The sequence below is a fragment of the Advenella alkanexedens genome (assembly GCF_019132845.1).
Lineage (GTDB): Bacteria > Pseudomonadota > Gammaproteobacteria > Burkholderiales > Burkholderiaceae_B > Advenella > Advenella alkanexedens.
Map to the genome: position 1 here is coordinate 18,143 of NZ_JAHSPR010000007.1, position 16,496 is coordinate 34,638.

Consider the following 16,496-nt stretch of genomic DNA (forward strand, 5'->3'; position numbering starts at 1 on the left):
ATGCCTACTTCAGGTAAAGTGATGAACTTTATTGCCGATGGCAGACTCTATTTGCCCATGAGAAAAAAATGATAAGGAGTATCAATGAATTGGGGCCAAGAATTACAAGACAGTGCGCTTTGGATCTTGCAGGCTTTTGTAATCTCATCAGTCATGCTGGGACTGGTGGGTTTCATTCTGGTTAAAACAACCAAATGGGCAGGCCAGTTCTGGTTGTTGGCGGGTGATTACTTCAATCCCAAAAACAGCCTGCGTCCTTTATTGACATTTGGGGTGATTCTGTTTTTAAGCCTGTTCGGTGTGCGGGTCAGCGTGCTGTTCTCGAACTGGTACAACACGATGTATACCGCGTTGCAAGAACTGAATGAAGACGGATTCTGGATCCAGATGGGGGTGTTTGCCATACTGGCCGCGATCCATATCTCCCGGGTGCTGGTGTCTTATTATTTGCAACAGAGCTTCACCATCAGGTGGCGTGAGTCCCTGAATGAATCCCTGCTTTCGCAATGGCTGGAAAAAAGCAGCTATTATCGCTCTCATTATCTTGAAACACCGGCCGATAACCCCGATCAACGTATCCAGCAGGACGTGTCCAGTTTTGTAACCACGTCCCTGACGCTTTTGCTGGGTTTGGTCAGCTCCCTGGTTTCAGCCGTTGCCTTTACCATTATTCTTTGGGGGCTGTCCGGTGATTTAACCGTTTTGGGATTCACCCTGTCAAAAGGGATGGTCTTTGCCCTGTTTATTTATATCCTGATTGCCACGGTCTTTGCCTTCAAGATCGGGCGTCCGCTTATTCGCCTGAGCTTTCTTGATGAACGTTTTAATGCGGATTACCGTTATTCACTCGTGCGTGTGCGTGAATATGCCGAAAGCATTGCTTTTTATAAGGGTGAAGCGATTGAAGGGCAGAAACTGCGCAACCGTTTTGCCCGAGTGATTGGTAATGTATGGGCCATTGTTTTTCGTTCAGTCAAACTCCAGGGGTTCAACTTGCTGGTGTCGCAAACCGCGGTTATTTTCCCTTTCATTATTCAGGCAAAAAGGTTTTTTTCCCAGCAAATTACGCTGGGTGCGATGATCCAAACGGCGCAAGCCTTCGGTACTTTGCACGACAACCTGTCATTTTTCCGTGATGCCTATGATACGTTTGCCGGTTACCGGGCGGTTCTGGATCGTTTAAGCGGTTTTGTGCAAAATTCCCGTGCCGCTGATAAATTGCCGGTTCCTGAGGTCAAGGTAGAGCAGGATACGGTTGCGCTGCGTAATGTCAGCATTACCACACCATCGGGCAAATGCCTGGTAAAGGACTTGTCTTTTGTGGTGGAGCCTGGTCACTCTTTGTTGCTGCAAGGTCCTTCGGGGTCGGGTAAAACCACCATTCTGCGAACGATTGCCGGTTTGTGGCCTTATTCGAAAGGGCAGGTGGTGCGGCCTGATAATCAGGTATTGTTTTTGTCGCAAAAACCTTATTTGCCAGAAGGTTCATTGCTGGATGTGCTGTACTATCCCAACGAAGTACCTGAGGATGGTCATGAGCAGGCCCGCAAAGTCTTGCAGGATGTGAATCTGGGGCACTTGGTCAATCGTTTGGATGAAGTGGTGAGCTGGACCAATATTCTTTCCTTGGGCGAGCAGCAAAGAATTGCGTTTGGCCGTTTGCTGCTGGCCAAACCGGTTGCCGCATTCATAGACGAAGCCACCTCAGCGATGGATGAGGGTCTTGAAGATGCCATGTACCGGCTGATTGCCGAACGACTGCCTGAATTGCGTCTGATTAGTGTGGGGCATCGCAGCACCCTGTACGCACATCATACGCATTTACTGTATTTGCGTGGAGAGGGCATCTGGGACTTCAAGCCTTTGCAGGCTGAGGCAACGGCTTAAGGCCCAAGGCGCTGTTTTCCGGGTTGGGCCGCCTGTTTTAGCGTTCTTTTGCCGGCTTTGGAAAACAGCTGAAAAATCAACCGTTTAAAAAAACCGTCTTCGCCGCAAACCGGATGATATCCAAATGCGATAAAGGCGGTTTTGTTGTTATTGTGCCAGATCTTTCGTTTAAACGAACCAGGACAGGGCGCTTTTGTTAATGGCGGCACCAATGATATACAGGAAAATCAGGCCGGCAATAACGGTGGCAATTAATTTTTGCACAGGCGTTTTTCCTCGTTTGATGGCTATTGTGCCCACGCCAATATAGGCAATCAGCGCCACTATTTTGGCAAGAATAAAGGGTTGGTTGGGCCCGATCATGGCTGCCAGGATAAAACCGCATATGAGCAGGACGGAATCAATCACATGCGGAGCCACCTTGACAAAGCCGATGTGCAGCATGCGTGAGCCTGTAATTGACCAAAAGGCGCGAATCAGGAAAAAAGTGATGCTCAGATAGGCACAGGTCATGTGCAGGTGCTTGATGGGTAGATAATAATCAGCCATAATCTCGATTTTAAAAAAGTCAAATACTGGAAGTTGAATATTTTAACTGATGGATATTGTTTTTGATTTTTTACCCTACGGTTTATCGGCTTAATGCGTTCGGATTGGCGTTTTTCTGATATTCAAGTCTTTTTTATCCGGATGCAGCATGGATTTTGTTGTTGGGCCTGATGTTTTACTGATTCTTTTCCTGGTTGCCATGCTGGCCGGTTTTGTCGATACCATCGCCGGTGGCGGTGGCCTGATCACTATTCCGGTGTTATTGCTGGCCCAGGTTCCTCCCATTAATGCCTTGGCCACCAATAAGTTGCAAGGCAGTTTTGGGACACTGACTTCCTCGCTGACCATGCTCAGAAAAAGAGTCGTGCGCTTTGAGGATGTTTGGAAACCGGCGCTTTTGGCTTTTGCAGGGGCAGCATTGGGTACTTTTATCATTCAGCTGGTTGATGTCTCGGTGCTGGATATTGTGATTCCTGTCGTGCTGATAATGATCGGGCTGTATTTCTTATTTACACCGTCTGCCGGCAAGCTGGAGCGGTCGCCACGCATGAACGCCAGGCTTTTCAATTGTACCGTTGTGCCACTTATTGCTTTTTATGATGGTGTTTTTGGTCCGGGAACCGGTTCCTTCTTTTCCCTGGCCAATGTGGCGTTACGGGGACAGCAAATCATCAAGGCAACGGCCAATGCCAAGGTGTTTAATTTTGCCAGCAATGTCGCTTCAGTAGCACTTTTTGTGCTGGGTGGCAAAGTCTTGTGGCTGATCGGTGGTATCATGATTGTTGGGCAAATAATTGGTGCTTATGCCGGTTCTTTAATGGTCATCAGTCATGGCAGCAAGTTTATTCGTCCGCTTATTGTGCTGGTCTGTTTTGTCATGGTCACCCGTTACCTGCTTGAAAAACTTTAGAAAACAGCAGGTGGTTGGCCGCTGATTTTTCAAATGGCAGGGCCGTCATGTAAGTATCATAAAGCCGTAATAGGATAGTATGGTTTTATAAGCATTTATTGCATCATAAATCATAAATTGAAATAACCAGGAAGTGACTGTATTGGCAAATCGAACCACCACAAAAAACCCGACAAACAGGCCTGCCCAGGCAAACAGTTCTCTTACGGACAGCACGCCAGACTTTGATCCCGATGTTCCAAGCCGTGAAAATATTCTTCAGGTGTTCCGGGATTCAAAACTTCCCCTGAACGTGAATGCCCTGATTGGCGCATTCGGGCTGTCTCGAGACGCCAGCATTGTGGGGCTTGAAAGACGTTTGGGTGCCATGCAAAGAGATGGTCAGCTTGAGCAAACGCCAAGTGGTTGGCAGCTGTCCCAACAGAAAAATTTTGTAATCGGTAAAGTCCAGGGGCATCGGGATGGATTCGGTTTTCTGATTCCAGAAGACGGTTCACAGGATTTGTTCCTGTCACCCCGTGAAATGCTGAAGGTCTTGCACGGCGACCGGGTCCAGGTAAAACCCACGGGTGAATATAAAGGCAAGCTTGAAGGCACCATTGTAGAAGTTCTGGAGCGCGGCACAACACGGCTGGTAGGTCGTTTGCTGCATGAGCAGGGTCTTTATGTCGTGGTGCCCGAAGACCAGCGTATCAAGCACGACATCATTGTACAGAATGCAGACCTGGGCGGGGCCCGGCACGGGCAGGTGGTGACGGTTGAGATTATTCAGCAGCCAACCCGCCATACCCAGCCCTTGGGGAAAATCATTGAAGTGCTGGGTGAAATTGATGACCCGGGTATGGAAATTGAAATTGCGGTGCGCAAATTTGATGTCCCGGTTGAGTTTTCCGATACCACCCTCATACAGGCGGAAAGCCTGCCCGATGAGGTGCAGCCCCAGGATCTTAAAGGCCGTATCGATTTGCGGGATGTACCATTCATCACGATTGACGGTGAGGATGCTCGTGACTTTGATGATGCCGTATATGCCGAGGTGGTAAACATCGGTACTGAGAAACGCCGAAAAATGGCATGGCGGCTTTTAGTGGCCATTGCCGATGTTTCCCATTATGTCAAACCTGGCGATGCCATTGACCGGGATGCCATAGAGCGCGGAACCAGTGTGTATTTCCCGCGCCGGGTCATTCCCATGTTGCCCGAAAAGCTTTCCAATGGTCTGTGCTCCCTGAATCCGGAGGTCGACCGTCTGGTTCTGGTGTGCGATATGGTTATTCCCATGACGGGGGCCAAAGCGGGAACAGTGACGGCATACCAGTTTTACAATGCGGTTATCAACTCACATGCGCGTACCACTTATACGCAAATCTGGAATGCCTTGCAGCAGCCAACGGGCCCCGCGGGTACCGAATTGGGCGATTTGCTGCCACATGTCCAGGATTTATATGCTTTATATGAGGCGCTTGAGAAAAAACGCGAACAGCGTGGAGCGATGGATTTTGACACCATCGAAACCCGGATTCTCTGCAATGAAATGGGCAAGATAGAGCAAATTGTTCCGTTTATCAGGAATAATGCGCATAAGTTGATTGAAGAATGCATGTTGGCGGCTAACACCTGTGCAGCCGATTTCGTATTAAGAAACAAACGGCAGGGACTGTACCGTATTCATGAGGGCCCAACGCCTGAAAAACTCGAGGCCTTGCGTGAGTTCTTGCGTACCATTGGATTGACGCTGGGCGGGGGCGACGATCCTTCCGGCAAGGACTATGCCGCTGTGCTTGATGCCGGGCGTTCACGCCCCGACTTCCAGATTATTCAGACCATGTGTCTAAGATCCATGCAGCAGGCCATGTACAGTCCTGACAACGTAGGGCACTTTGGTCTGGCGTATGAACAATATACGCATTTCACTTCACCCATTCGCCGTTATCCTGACTTGCTCACGCATCGGGTTATCAAGTCTATTCTTGCTCACCGGCACTATACCCCCGAGTTGTCGGGTGTACCCAAAGAGCCGGGTGAAACCCATAAAGAGCATGAACATGCTGTCTGGGATAGTCTGGGAATGATGCTGTCTGCGTACGAGCGTCGGGCTGATGATGCCTCACGCGATGTGGAGGCCTGGCTTAAATGCTGGTATGTGCGTGAGCATGTGGGTGAAGTTTTCAGTGGACGGGTAAGCGGTGTTGCGCCTTTTGGCTTGTTCGTCACACTTGAAACCCTGTTTGTTGAGGGGTTGGTGCATGTTTCGGAATTGGGTACCGACTATTTCCAATACAATGAAGGCTTGCACGAATTGCGCGGAGAGCGCACGGGTATGCGTTACCGCTTGACGGATCCGGTGCAGGTGCAGGTGACACGGGTGGATCTGGAGGCCCGGCGAATTGAGTTTTCGCTGGTCAAGGGCACCACTTTCGAGTCATTGCGTAAAGATGCCCAGCGTGCTGAGTCCGCGCCGCGGCAGTTAAAGCGCCCGGCCAAGCCCAAACCCGAAGCCCTGAAGGGGCAAAACGCACATCAAAGACGGGCAGAGCTGAAAAAGTCAACTCGACCCGCTACCGTGCAAAAAAACAAAAAATCAACGCGTAAGCGAAGGTAAATACAAAGGTAATCAATTTATATGTCAAGCAGTCAAATTCTGGCAGGATTTCATGCGGTAGTTGCCCGCATGCGCCATGCACCCGATTCAATCCGGGAAATATATATCGAAGCATCACGCAAAGACAAGCGCATGCAAAGCCTGGTTGATCAGGCGGAAAAAAACAAAATCCGCATTCATCCGGTTCCTGTGGAGCGTCTTGATGGTCTGGCCAAAGGTGTTCGTCACCAAGGTGTGGTGGCGTTGGCCAAACATAAGCAGCTGGCGGTCAATATTGATGACGTCCTGGATGTGATCGAGGGGCCTGCTCATTTGTTGATTCTGGACGGTGTGACCGATCCTCATAACCTGGGCGCGTGCCTGCGTACGGCCGATGCTGCCGGGGTTCATGCCGTGATTGCGCCCAAGGACAAGGCGGTGGGCATTAATGCCACCGTTCAGCGTGTGGCCTGTGGTGCCGCCGATACCGTTCCTTACATCATGGTAACCAATCTTGCCCGAACCATGCGTCAGCTCAAAGAGCGGGATGTCTGGCTGATAGGCACCGATGACCAGGCCAGCGGCACCTTTCATGAGGTGGATGCCACCCGTTCCATTGCCTGGGTCATGGGGGCGGAGGGCGAGGGAATGCGACGTCTGACACGGGAAACCTGTGATGAGCTGGTGCGTATTCCCATGCAGGGGTCGGTTGAAAGCCTTAACGTCAGTGTAGCCAGTGCGGTTTGTCTGTTTGAAACTGTCCGTCAGCGCCAGGTAAAATAAATTAAAATTCAATCTTTCACAGTCATATCATGTCAAAAAACGAACATAGCGGGTTTACCACCTCCATCCTTCACGCGGACCGTCGTAAAGCGGTCGAGCACGGTGCCATTCACAAGCCATTGCATACCTCAACCGAATACGCTTTTGCCGATGCCAGAGAGCTGGCGGCGGTTTTTCAGGGTAAGTCGGGCTATACCTATGCCCGACAGGGAACCCCGACTACAGCCGCGCTTGAAGACAAAATCACCTTGATGGAAGGGGGTATTGGTTCAGTCACTTTTGCGACGGGTATGGCGGCCTTGTCTTCCATTTTCATGACGCTGTTAAAACAGGGAGATCATCTGGTTTCCAGTCAGTTTGTTTTTGGCAATACCAACAGCCTGCTGGGAACGCTTGACCGGCTTGGCGTAACAGTGACTTTTGTGGATCCTACCGATGCGCAACAGGTCAAAGATGCCATTCGTCCCGAAACAAAAATGGTGTTTACCGAAACCATTGCCAATCCGGGAACGCAAATTGCCGATTTGTCGGCCATTGGTGATATTTGTGAAACGCATAAGCTGGTGTATGTGATAGACAATACCTTAACCTCACCGTGGTTGTTGCAGGGAAAAAGCGTCAAGGCCTCCCTGGTCATGAATTCATTGTCCAAATATATCTGTGGTCATGGCAATGCATTGGGTGGTGCCGTTACCAATACAGGTTTATACGACTGGTCTGGTTATGCCAATATTTATGATAGCTATAAAACCGGTCCTGCAAACACCTGGGGCCTGACCCAAATCAAGAAAAAAGGTTTGCGTGACATGGGAGCAACGCTTTCGTCCGATGCGGCCCACCGTATTGCCGTGGGCGCTGAAACACTTGCTTTAAGGCTGAAGCAGTCCTGTTCAAATGCATTGGCGCTTGCCCGTTTTCTTGAAACCCATCCTGGAATCGCCAGTGTGCGTTATCCCGGCTTAATCCAGCATCCGCAGCATGAACGTGCGGCTATCCTGTTTAACAATCGTTTTGGTGCGTTGCTGGGCGTCGAGCTTGTCGATGGCATTGATTGCTTTGAATTTTTGAATAGGTTGAATGTGGTTGTGCTGGCCACGCATTTGGGCGATGCCAGGACGCTGGCTTTACCTGTGGCGCATACCATTTATTACGAGATGGGGCCTGCCCGAAGGGCTGAGATGGGTATTGGTGATAATTTGCTGCGTGTTTCTGTCGGTATTGAAGATGAGGAAGACCTGATCAATGATTTCAGGCAGGCACTTGCACAATGCATGAATGACGCGTCATTAAGGTAGAGCGTGGTTTTGATCGACCTTGTACGGGTGTATAAAAAATCATACAAATTAATTGCTTTCCATTGATAATGGCCGCAAGACTAGTAAATATGCGGGGTTTGCTGTGTTTTTTTCTTGACAGCCAATAAGATTAAAGGGAAGATACGCGTGATGATTTACATCAGAGTTAATTTAGAAAAGGGGTTTTCCTGAATGAATAAGACAGAATTGGTTGAATACATTGCATCTAAGGCAGATATTTCCAAAGCAGCGGCTGGCCGCTCTCTGGATGCAATGATCGCTGCAGTGAAAGCAACACTGAAAAAAGGCGAGACGGTAACCTTGGTTGGTTTTGGTACATTTGCCGTTTCTACTCGTGCAGCCCGTACTGGTCGTAACCCACGCACAGGCGAAGCCATCAAAATCAAAAAAGCCAAAGTACCTAAATTCCGTCCAGGTAAAGCACTGAAAGACGCGGTAAACTAAATGCCAAATGGCAAACACGGTTTGTCATACATGAGGTCATTTATTTTGTTTTTTTATAAGTGACGCATTTGAAAGTGTAGATAAACCCTGTTGGGCAAACAGCACCCCACCAATCAGATTTTTATATGATTTGTGGGGTTTTTCTATGGTAGACTGCATTTAATTAATTAATACAATGGATATAAGCGCAGAATGCTGATTGACAGGTTTGGTCGAAAAATTGATTATTTACGCCTCTCATTGATAGATAAGTGTGATTTGCGATGTTCTTACTGTATTCCCAAGGGATTCAAAGAGTTTGAACGTCCTGCGAATTGGTTGTCTTTTGATGAGATAGTGCGTGTGGTCGCTGCCTTTTCCCGCATGGGAACCCGTCGTTTCAGGTTAACAGGCGGAGAGCCGCTGCTGCGCAAAGACCTGCCCGAGCTGGTTGCCCGCCTGTCGGCGTTGGAAGGAGTGGAAGACCTGTCTATGTCCACCAATGGCACACAATTGAAAAAATATGCACAACCCTTGCGTGATGCCGGTTTGCACCGTTTGAACGTCAGTCTGGATTCCTTGCGTCGTGAATGTGTTGAGGAAATTTCGGGCAGCGACAGTTTGTCTAAAGTCATGGCAGGACTGGAGGCAGCCAGGCAGGCCGGTTTTACGAGAATTAAAATCAATATGGTCCCGCTGGCCGGTATTAATATCTCTGATATCGAAGATATGATTCAGTACTGTATCCAGAATCAGTTTGTACTGCGCCTTATTGAAGTGATGCCCATGGGCGTAACCGGGCAAAAACAGGTACCGGTTAATTTGCAGGAAATTATTGAACAGGTCAAAGACAAGTTTGGTTTGCAAGAATCCAACAAGGTATGGGGTGGGGGGCCAGCCCGTTATTGGGAAACACCCAACAGTGATTTTACGCTTGGCTTTATAACGCCCAAATCCCAGCATTTCTGTGAAACCTGCAATCGGGTCCGGCTTGCGGTTGACGGGCATTTGTACTTGTGTTTAGGGCAGGAAGACAAATTTAACCTGTTGCCATATTTGCGTGATAATTGCAGCGATGCCGAGCTTGAACAGGCCATTCGCGAAGCGATAGAGCTGAAACCCGAACGGCATGAATTCAATAGCCGGCCAGAGAAAATCATCCGTATTATGTCGATGACGGGTGGTTAAATTTTTTAAGTGAAGCTTTCATTAATAAAAAAAGCGGCCTGTGAGCCGCTTTGCTTATAGGGTAGAAAAGCTTATTTCGGACGTACCGATTTGCAGATGTCCGGGTTGGTTTCAACCAACGGGCCGCCAACGGCATCCACACAAATAGGTACCGATGCAAAAATACCATGAATGATTTGTTTGCCTTGTTCATCTTTGACGCCACCGAGCGTTTCGGCGATTGCATTTGGACGGCCTGGCAAATTCAGAATCAGACTGTTGCCGCGGATAACACCCACTTGGCGGGATAAAATGGCGGTAGGCGTGAAGTGAAGGCTGATTTGTCGCATTTGTTCGCCAAACCCGGGGATGATGCGATCAGCAACAGCCAGGGTGGCCTCAGGGGTTACATCACGCAAATAAGGGCCTGTACCCCCGGTAGTTAAAATCAAGGGGCATTTTTGAATGTCGGACAACTCAATTAGGGTTTGTTCAATCATGGGCTGTTCATCGGGAATTAAATGCGCTACAAATTCCAGCGGGTTCAGGACTGCAGCGCCTAACCAGGATTTCAATGCAGGCAAGCCCTGATCTTCATAGGTTTTGTTGAAGGCCCGATCGCTGATAGAGACGATACCAATGCGTAGTGTTTCCATACTGATTCCTTTGACTGCATTTGCTTTTGATGAATAGCGGAGATTGTTTATAAAGATAAAGATGTGCTTTTGCCAGGCACTGGCCTAATTTATGCCAGAATACATGGCCTAAATTTTTACCATCAAAAGAATTGTATTCTATAACATTAAAATTATCTTATTCCCCCTGTTCTAGACAGTATTAAGGATATAAAACGTGACAGATCAACAATTAACGCATTTTGACAGTCAGGGCCAGGCCCATATGGTTGATATTTCAGAAAAAAAAGAAACAAGGCGGGTTGCCCGCGCCAGTGGGAAAATAAGCATGAACGAAGTGGCTTACCGTTTGCTGGTTTCCGGTGAAAGCAAAAAAGGGGATGTGCTGGGTATTGCACGCATTGCCGCCATCCAGGGTTCCAAGCATACCAGTTTGCTGATTCCCTTGTGCCATCCTTTAAGTCTTACGCACGTGAGCATTGAGTTCAATCTGGCCGAACAGACGCGATCCGTGGAAGTGGTGGCAACGACTGAAACCACCGGTAAAACGGGCGTTGAAATGGAAGCCCTGACAGCGGTCTCAACCGGTTTGCTGACTATTTACGATATGTTAAAAGCGGTTGATAAGGGAATGCAAATAAGCCATATTCATTTGCTTGAGAAAAAGGGGGGCAAGTCAGGTGATTGGCGTGCCCGGCAAGAGGCTTGACGTGGCTGTGACCTTGTGTTTTTTATGACGTTTTTTTATCATCTTCAGGTATTTCAAAGAGGTAGGTTGATGTTCAGACGAGTATGGCTGTTTTTGGCATGTGTGACAATGACGGGCAGTGTCTCGGCAGCAACCATAACGGTTTCCGCTGCGTCCAGCCTGAAAGACGTGTTTCAGGAAATTGGCCGGAAATTTGAACAGGTGCATCAAGGTCACACCATTGATTTCAATTTTGGCGGTTCAGGCAGTCTGCTTCAGCAAATCCGTCATGGTGCTCCTGTCGATGTTTTGGCCAGTGCCGACCTTGCCAATATGCAGGCTGCCAATGAGGGCGGGATTTTGCAAAATAACCGGCATACCCATTTCGTCAAAAACGAACTGGTGTTGATTGTGCCGGCAGACAGCGATTTAAAACTGGAAACCCTGAATGATTTGCAAAACGATGCCGTCAATCGTATTGCCATTGGCAACCCGTCCAGTGTGCCGGCCGGACGCTATACGGCAGGGGCGCTTAAAAAGGCCGGTCTTGATGAAACACTGAAAGACAAAACAGTTTTTACGCAAAATGTCCGACAGGCCCTGGAGTACGTGGCCAGTGCGAACGTGGAGGCCGGTTTTGTTTATGGCACCGATGCCAAAATCCTGCCAGACAAGGTCAAGGTTGCGTTTAGTGTTGAGCTGGAACAACCGGTTGTATATCCGATTGCCGTGTTAAAAGACAGCCAAGAGCCCGATCTTGCCCGGCAATTTGTTGATTACGTATTATCGGAAGAAAGCCGGGCTATTTTTGATCAATACGGTTTTGTGCGTCCATAACAGCAAGGGAATCAGTTAATGCAGTCGATCATGATACCTTTATTTTTGTCTGTCAAAGTGGCTGTCTGGGCTACGATGATCAATCTTGTACTGGGTATTGCTTTTGGCTGGTATCTGTCACGGAAGCGTAGTTTTTGCAGACAGGTGCTTGATGTGATGGCCACTTTGCCAATGGTATTGCCACCAACGGTATTGGGATATTATTTGCTGGTTTTGTTTGGTAACAAAACCGGTTTAAGCAAGTGGCTTGAAGCCAACTTTGGGTTTGGTCTTGTTTTTTCCCTTAATGGTGCCATTATTGCCGCGGCAATCGTCACTTTTCCGCTTGTTTTCAAACCGGCACGGGCCGCTTTTGAGTCGGTTGATGAGCAATTGCAGCAGGTTGGCTGGGTATTGGGTGTTTCCAAAAGCGCTGTTTTTTTTCGGGTTTTTCTGCCTTTGGCCTGGCGAGGAATTCTTGCAGGTTTGTTACTGGGCTTTGTTCGCGCATTGGGCGAGTTTGGGGCGACCTTAATGGTGGCTGGCAGCATTCCCGGCAAAACCCAAACACTTTCAATTGCCATTTATGATGCGGTTCAGGCCGGACAGGATGCTGAAGTCAATCAATTGGTTTTGCTGATATCGGTTGTGTGTATTGCAGTTTTGTCGTTGGCTTATTATCTATCTCCAAAGCGTGCCTGAAATGATTTTTGATATCGCTATCCGGAAAAAAATGCTTTCAGCTTCAAGAACATTCATGCTGGATATTCAAGTACGCAGTCACCGGGAACAGGTGATTTTATTTGGCCCTTCCGGGGTTGGTAAATCCCTGACGGTAAAATGCATAGCGGGCTTATTGACACCTGACAGTGGTACCATAAAAATTAAAAACAGCGTGCTGTTTGATAAACAGAATAATATAAATATTGCACCGCAGGCGCGTAATGTCGGTTATATCCTGCAAAACTATGCCTTGTTTCCTCATTTGACTATAGAGCAAAATGTGGGCTTCGGGCTAAACCGTAAGGGCTGGTTTAACAGGATTTCACCTGATAACCTTGAGAAAATCCACCACTGGTTGAGCCGGTTTCAGATTGCCGATCTGGCCCGTCAGTATCCAGACCAATTGTCCGGTGGCCAGCAGCAGCGGGTTGCCCTTGCCAGGGCGCTTATCATAGAACCTGAATTGCTGCTTCTTGATGAGCCGTTTTCCGCACTTGATAAAAAATTGCGCAGACATATGCGTGAAGAAGTAAAAGAGTTGCTGGAAGAGTTGAGAATTCCTCTTATGCTGATTACTCATGACGAGGAAGATATACAAGCGTTTTCGGCAGAGTTGATTGAATTAAAACCTTGAGAGCATTAAATAAAATACATGCGCGCCCAGTCATATTTTCCTTTCTAAAAAAATTGAATGTAGTCAATTGGCTTGGCGGGTTTTCTTGTATTCTTGAAATGACCGGCTTGAATTGTTGTTGAAATAAGCATGTGATTTTTATGCTCATGTTTGTTAATTTGTAAATATTTAAAGTGATAATTTTTTCCAACTAAATTGTTACTTATAATAGCCCCCATTGATCATAGGGTCTTAAATACATACACGATAGGAGCATCATCGCAATGAAGATGACCAGACGACAGTTTTTTAAAGTTACGGCAGGCGGTGTTGGTGCGACAAGTCTTGCCGTAATGGGGGCCGCGCCAACCAACGCGTGGGCTGAAGTTCGCCAGTACAAATTGTTAAGGGCGGTTGAAACACGAAATAACTGTACTTATTGTTCGGTTGGATGTGGAACCTTGCTGTATAGCCTGGGAGATGGTGCCAAGAACGTCACCAAGAAAATATTTCATATTGAGGGTGATCCCGACCATCCGGTCAGCAGGGGCAGTCTTTGCCCGAAAGGGGCTGGCCTGATTGATTACATTAACAGCCCCAAACGTTTGCACTACCCGGAAGTTCGTGAAGCCGGTACCAATGAATGGAAGCGAATCTCATGGGATGATGCTTTTGATCGTATTGCCCGCCTGATTAAAGAGGAGCGTGATGAACATTTTGTTGTAAAAAACGACAAAGGCGTCACGGTTAACCGTCTTGAGGCAGTAGGAATGGCCTGTACGTCCGCCGGTTCTAACGAAGCCGGTATTCTGACCCAAAAATTCATTCGCTCTTTGGGTATCGTGGCGGCAGACTCGCAGGCACGTGTTTGCCATGCGCCCACTGTGTCTGCACTGGCCTCTACATTTGGCCGGGGGGCAATGACCAATACTTTCTGTGACATGCAGAATGCCGATTTTATTCTGGTCATGGGCGGCAATCCGGCAGAAGCGCATCCGGTTGGTTTCAAATGGGTCATTGAGGCGAAGAAGAAAAAGGGTACCAAACTCATTGTTTGTGATCCGCGTTTTAACCGAACCGCTGCGGTGGCAGACCATTACCTGCCGATTCGTTCAGGAAGTGATATTGCCTTTTTGGGGGCGGTCATTAACTGGCTGATTGAAAACGATAAGATTCAGTGGGAATATGTAAAAGCTTATACCAATGCCAGTTTCATTGTTGATGAAAGATATGGCTTCCATGAGGGCCTGTTTACAGGTCATCCCGATTACTCCGAGACCAGTGATGCCACGGCAGCCAATGCAGATCCGCTGGCTGATACGCATGCGCCCGAAAACACCACTTACGATACGAGCTCATGGACTTACGAGCTTGATGAAAACGGTTATGCCAAGGTTGACCCAACACTGACACATCCGCGCTGTGTATGGAATTTAATGAAAGAACATTATTCCCGCTACACGGCCGAGATGATGACAAAAATCACGGGAACACCGATTGAGGACTTCCTGTTGGTGTGCCAGGCTTTGGGTGAAACCAGTGTGCCTGACAAGACCGGAACGATTCTTTACGCCCTGGGTTGGACGCAGCATACTTATGGAACCCAGAATATCCGTACGATGGCCATGATCCAGCTTATGCTGGGTAATATCGGTATGGCTGGCGGTGGCGTCAACGCCTTGCGTGGGCATTCCAATATTCAGGGTTTGTCTGATCTGGGCGTGCTGTCCACGAGCTTGCCAGGCTATCTGGTGCTGCCCAATGAAAATCAGCATCCCACTTTTGATGATTACCTGCAAAAACAAACACCCAAACCCTTCCGTCCAGGCCAGCTGAATTACTGGAGCAATACACCCAAGTTCATGGTTAGCCTGCTTAAATGGTTCTTTGGTGAAAAGGCCACTAAAGAAAATGACTGGGGTTATGACTGGTTGCCTAAATGGGACAAGATGTACGATAGCCTGCAAATGACCGACATGATTTATCAGGGACAAATGCACGGCCTGTTGGTGCAGGGTTTCAACATTACCAGTTCATTCCCCGACTCAAAACGGGTCACCGAGGCTTTCTCGAAGTTGAAATTCCTGGTGGTGATGGACCCCTTGAATACTGAAACAGCCACTTTCTGGGAAAATCATGGTGAACATCACGATGTTGATCCTGCCAGTATCCAGACGACGGTTTTCCGTTTGCCAACGCCCTGTTTTGCAGAAGAAGAAGGCTCCATCGTCAACTCATCACGCTGGTTGCAGTGGCACTGGGCCGGGGCACATCCTCCGGGCGATGCCAAGCCTGACCTGGAAATTCTGGCTGAAATCCATCAACGGCTTAAAAAGTTATATCTGGAAGAGGGTGGTACGGTACCAGAGCCAATTGTTAATCTTGATTGGCAGTACCAGAATCCGCTTAGCCCCTTGCCGCATGAGATGGCCAAGGAGTTTAATGGTCGTGCCCTTGAGGACATCAAAGACGAGATGGGCAATATCGTCATACCCAAAGGCCAGTTGCTGGATGGTTTCCATCAGCTGCGCGATGATGGAAGCACCTCGTGTGCCTGCTGGGTTTTTTCAGGTAGCTGGACTAAAAACGGCAACCAGATGGCCCGTCGCGACAATACCGATTCCGGTTTAGGCAATACGCCCGGATGGGCCTGGGCCTGGCCGGCTAACCGCCGCATTCTGTATAACCGTGCATCGTGCGACCCCAGTGGCAATCCATGGGATAAAAACCGTACATTGATCGAGTGGGATGGCCGAAAATGGGTGGGTGCCGATATACCTGACTTCAAGGCGGATGAGGCACCTGGTACGGACATGAATCCGTTTATCATGAACGAAGAGGGTGTTGGCCGTTTGTTCTGTGCCAGAAAATTGGTGGATGGTCCTTTCCCCGAGTCTTATGAGCCTATGGAAACGCCATTGGGCACCAATCTGCTGCACCCCGGCGTAGTGCACTCACCGGCCGTGCGCATGTTTGACAGTGCCAGAAACCGTTTTGGCAAGAAAGACAAGTATCCCTATGTGGGTACTACTTACCGCCTCACCGAACACTTCCAGTTCTGGACCAAGTCTGTCAAGCTGCTGATGATTGCCCAACCCGAGCAATTTGTTGAAATTAGCGAAGAGCTGGCCAAAGAGAAGGGAATTGAAAAAGGCGATTGGGTAACCGTTAGCACGATCCGGGGCTCTATTAAGGCCAGGGCGGTTGTCACGAAACGGATCCGGCCTTTGCTGGTTAATGGAGAAACCCTGCACCAGGTCGGTATTCCCTTGCATGGTGGATGGGTGAATGTATCGGACAGAAAACAGTATTTAGTAAATACCTTGACGCCTTTTGTGGGTGACTGTAATGCACAGACACCCGAATACAAAACATTTTTAGTGAACGTGGAAAAGGCTTAAGGAG

The 16,496-nt window shown here is 48.5% G+C and carries 14 protein-coding genes; 12 read left to right on the plus strand and 2 right to left on the minus strand.

The genetic code is table 11. From position 1 onward, the window contains the following. Window positions 1-84: 84 nt before the first annotated feature. Window positions 85-1,887, plus strand: coding sequence for an ABC transporter ATP-binding protein/permease (locus KU392_RS09865; RefSeq protein ID WP_169294987.1), 1,803 nt, complete (start codon window positions 85-87; stop codon window positions 1,885-1,887). A gap of 168 nt (window positions 1,888-2,055) precedes the next feature. Here the strand turns inward: KU392_RS09865 and KU392_RS09870 are convergent, their stop codons facing one another. Further along, window positions 2,056-2,436, minus strand: a complete 381-nt coding sequence (locus KU392_RS09870; RefSeq protein WP_169294986.1) for a SirB2 family protein — start codon at window positions 2,434-2,436, stop codon at window positions 2,056-2,058. A gap of 148 nt (window positions 2,437-2,584) precedes the next feature. On the opposite strand from KU392_RS09870, the gene KU392_RS09875 reads away from it, so the two are divergent. The 6 genes from KU392_RS09875 (at window position 2,585) to moaA (ending at window position 9,637) form a co-directional block, all read left to right on the plus strand. Next, a complete protein-coding gene (locus tag KU392_RS09875; RefSeq protein ID WP_169294985.1) occupies window positions 2,585-3,346 on the plus strand; it encodes a TSUP family transporter in 762 nt (253 codons plus the stop codon). Between the two features lie 142 nt (window positions 3,347-3,488). Beyond that, entirely contained in the window at window positions 3,489-5,948 is a 2,460-nt protein-coding gene (gene rnr / locus KU392_RS09880) for a ribonuclease R (protein WP_169294984.1), read from the plus strand. 21 nt (window positions 5,949-5,969) lie between these two features. Continuing rightward, window positions 5,970-6,710: a 23S rRNA (guanosine(2251)-2'-O)-methyltransferase RlmB gene (rlmB, locus tag KU392_RS09885; RefSeq protein ID WP_217735196.1), complete on the plus strand. Its 741-nt coding sequence runs from the start codon at window positions 5,970-5,972 to the stop codon at window positions 6,708-6,710. 29 nt (window positions 6,711-6,739) lie between these two features. Continuing rightward, entirely contained in the window at window positions 6,740-8,005 is a 1,266-nt protein-coding gene (locus KU392_RS09890) for a cystathionine gamma-synthase family protein (RefSeq protein WP_169294982.1), read from the plus strand. A 192-nt stretch (window positions 8,006-8,197) separates the two neighbouring features. Continuing rightward, window positions 8,198-8,470 carry an HU family DNA-binding protein gene (locus tag KU392_RS09895; protein WP_169294981.1) on the plus strand — a complete coding sequence of 91 codons (273 nt, stop codon included), beginning with the start codon at window positions 8,198-8,200 and terminating at the stop codon, window positions 8,468-8,470. 192 nt (window positions 8,471-8,662) lie between these two features. Then, entirely contained in the window at window positions 8,663-9,637 is a 975-nt protein-coding gene (gene moaA, locus KU392_RS09900) for a GTP 3',8-cyclase MoaA (RefSeq protein WP_169294980.1), read from the plus strand. A 71-nt stretch (window positions 9,638-9,708) separates the two neighbouring features. Here the strand turns inward: moaA and mog are convergent, their stop codons facing one another. Further along, window positions 9,709-10,272 (minus strand): molybdopterin adenylyltransferase, encoded by a 564-nt coding sequence (mog, locus tag KU392_RS09905; protein ID WP_169294979.1) that lies wholly within the window; start codon window positions 10,270-10,272, stop codon window positions 9,709-9,711. A gap of 196 nt (window positions 10,273-10,468) precedes the next feature. On the opposite strand from mog, the gene moaC reads away from it, so the two are divergent. From moaC to fdnG, 5 genes are all read left to right on the plus strand, one after another. After that, window positions 10,469-10,960, plus strand: coding sequence for a cyclic pyranopterin monophosphate synthase MoaC (moaC, locus tag KU392_RS09910; RefSeq protein WP_189385492.1), 492 nt, complete (start codon window positions 10,469-10,471; stop codon window positions 10,958-10,960). A gap of 108 nt (window positions 10,961-11,068) precedes the next feature. Further along, entirely contained in the window at window positions 11,069-11,776 is a 708-nt protein-coding gene (modA, locus tag KU392_RS09915) for a molybdate ABC transporter substrate-binding protein (RefSeq protein ID WP_211182370.1), read from the plus strand. Window positions 11,777-11,794: 18 nt separating this feature from the next. Next, a complete protein-coding gene (gene modB / locus KU392_RS09920; RefSeq protein ID WP_169294976.1) occupies window positions 11,795-12,457 on the plus strand; it encodes a molybdate ABC transporter permease subunit in 663 nt (220 codons plus the stop codon). Window positions 12,458-12,488: 31 nt separating this feature from the next. Then, the gene (locus KU392_RS09925) at window positions 12,489-13,112 is read left to right on the plus strand and encodes an ATP-binding cassette domain-containing protein (RefSeq protein WP_246587424.1); all 624 of its coding nucleotides are present in this window, start codon (window positions 12,489-12,491) and stop codon (window positions 13,110-13,112) included. A 263-nt stretch (window positions 13,113-13,375) separates the two neighbouring features. Then, on the plus strand, window positions 13,376-16,492 hold the full coding sequence (gene fdnG, locus KU392_RS09930) for a formate dehydrogenase-N subunit alpha (RefSeq protein WP_217735198.1): 3,117 nt from the start codon (window positions 13,376-13,378) through the stop codon (window positions 16,490-16,492). The last annotated feature ends 4 nt before the right edge of the window (window positions 16,493-16,496 follow it).

Bases quoted from the DNA above. Each gene is read 5' to 3' on its own strand.
- KU392_RS09865 (WP_169294987.1), top strand. From the start codon at position 85: ATGAATTGGGGCCAAGAATTACAAGACAGTGCGCTTTGGATCTTGCAG.
- KU392_RS09870 (WP_169294986.1), bottom strand. From the start codon at position 2,436: ATGGCTGATTATTATCTACCCATCAAGCACCTGCACATGACCTGTGCC.
- KU392_RS09875 (WP_169294985.1), top strand. From the start codon at position 2,585: ATGGATTTTGTTGTTGGGCCTGATGTTTTACTGATTCTTTTCCTGGTT.
- rlmB (WP_217735196.1), top strand. From the start codon at position 5,970: ATGTCAAGCAGTCAAATTCTGGCAGGATTTCATGCGGTAGTTGCCCGC.
- KU392_RS09890 (WP_169294982.1), top strand. From the start codon at position 6,740: ATGTCAAAAAACGAACATAGCGGGTTTACCACCTCCATCCTTCACGCG.
- KU392_RS09895 (WP_169294981.1), top strand. From the start codon at position 8,198: ATGAATAAGACAGAATTGGTTGAATACATTGCATCTAAGGCAGATATT.
- moaA (WP_169294980.1), top strand. From the start codon at position 8,663: ATGCTGATTGACAGGTTTGGTCGAAAAATTGATTATTTACGCCTCTCA.
- mog (WP_169294979.1), bottom strand. From the start codon at position 10,272: ATGGAAACACTACGCATTGGTATCGTCTCTATCAGCGATCGGGCCTTC.
- modA (WP_211182370.1), top strand. From the start codon at position 11,069: ATGACGGGCAGTGTCTCGGCAGCAACCATAACGGTTTCCGCTGCGTCC.
- modB (WP_169294976.1), top strand. From the start codon at position 11,795: ATGCAGTCGATCATGATACCTTTATTTTTGTCTGTCAAAGTGGCTGTC.
- KU392_RS09925 (WP_246587424.1), top strand. From the start codon at position 12,489: ATGCTTTCAGCTTCAAGAACATTCATGCTGGATATTCAAGTACGCAGT.
- fdnG (WP_217735198.1), top strand. From the start codon at position 13,376: ATGAAGATGACCAGACGACAGTTTTTTAAAGTTACGGCAGGCGGTGTT.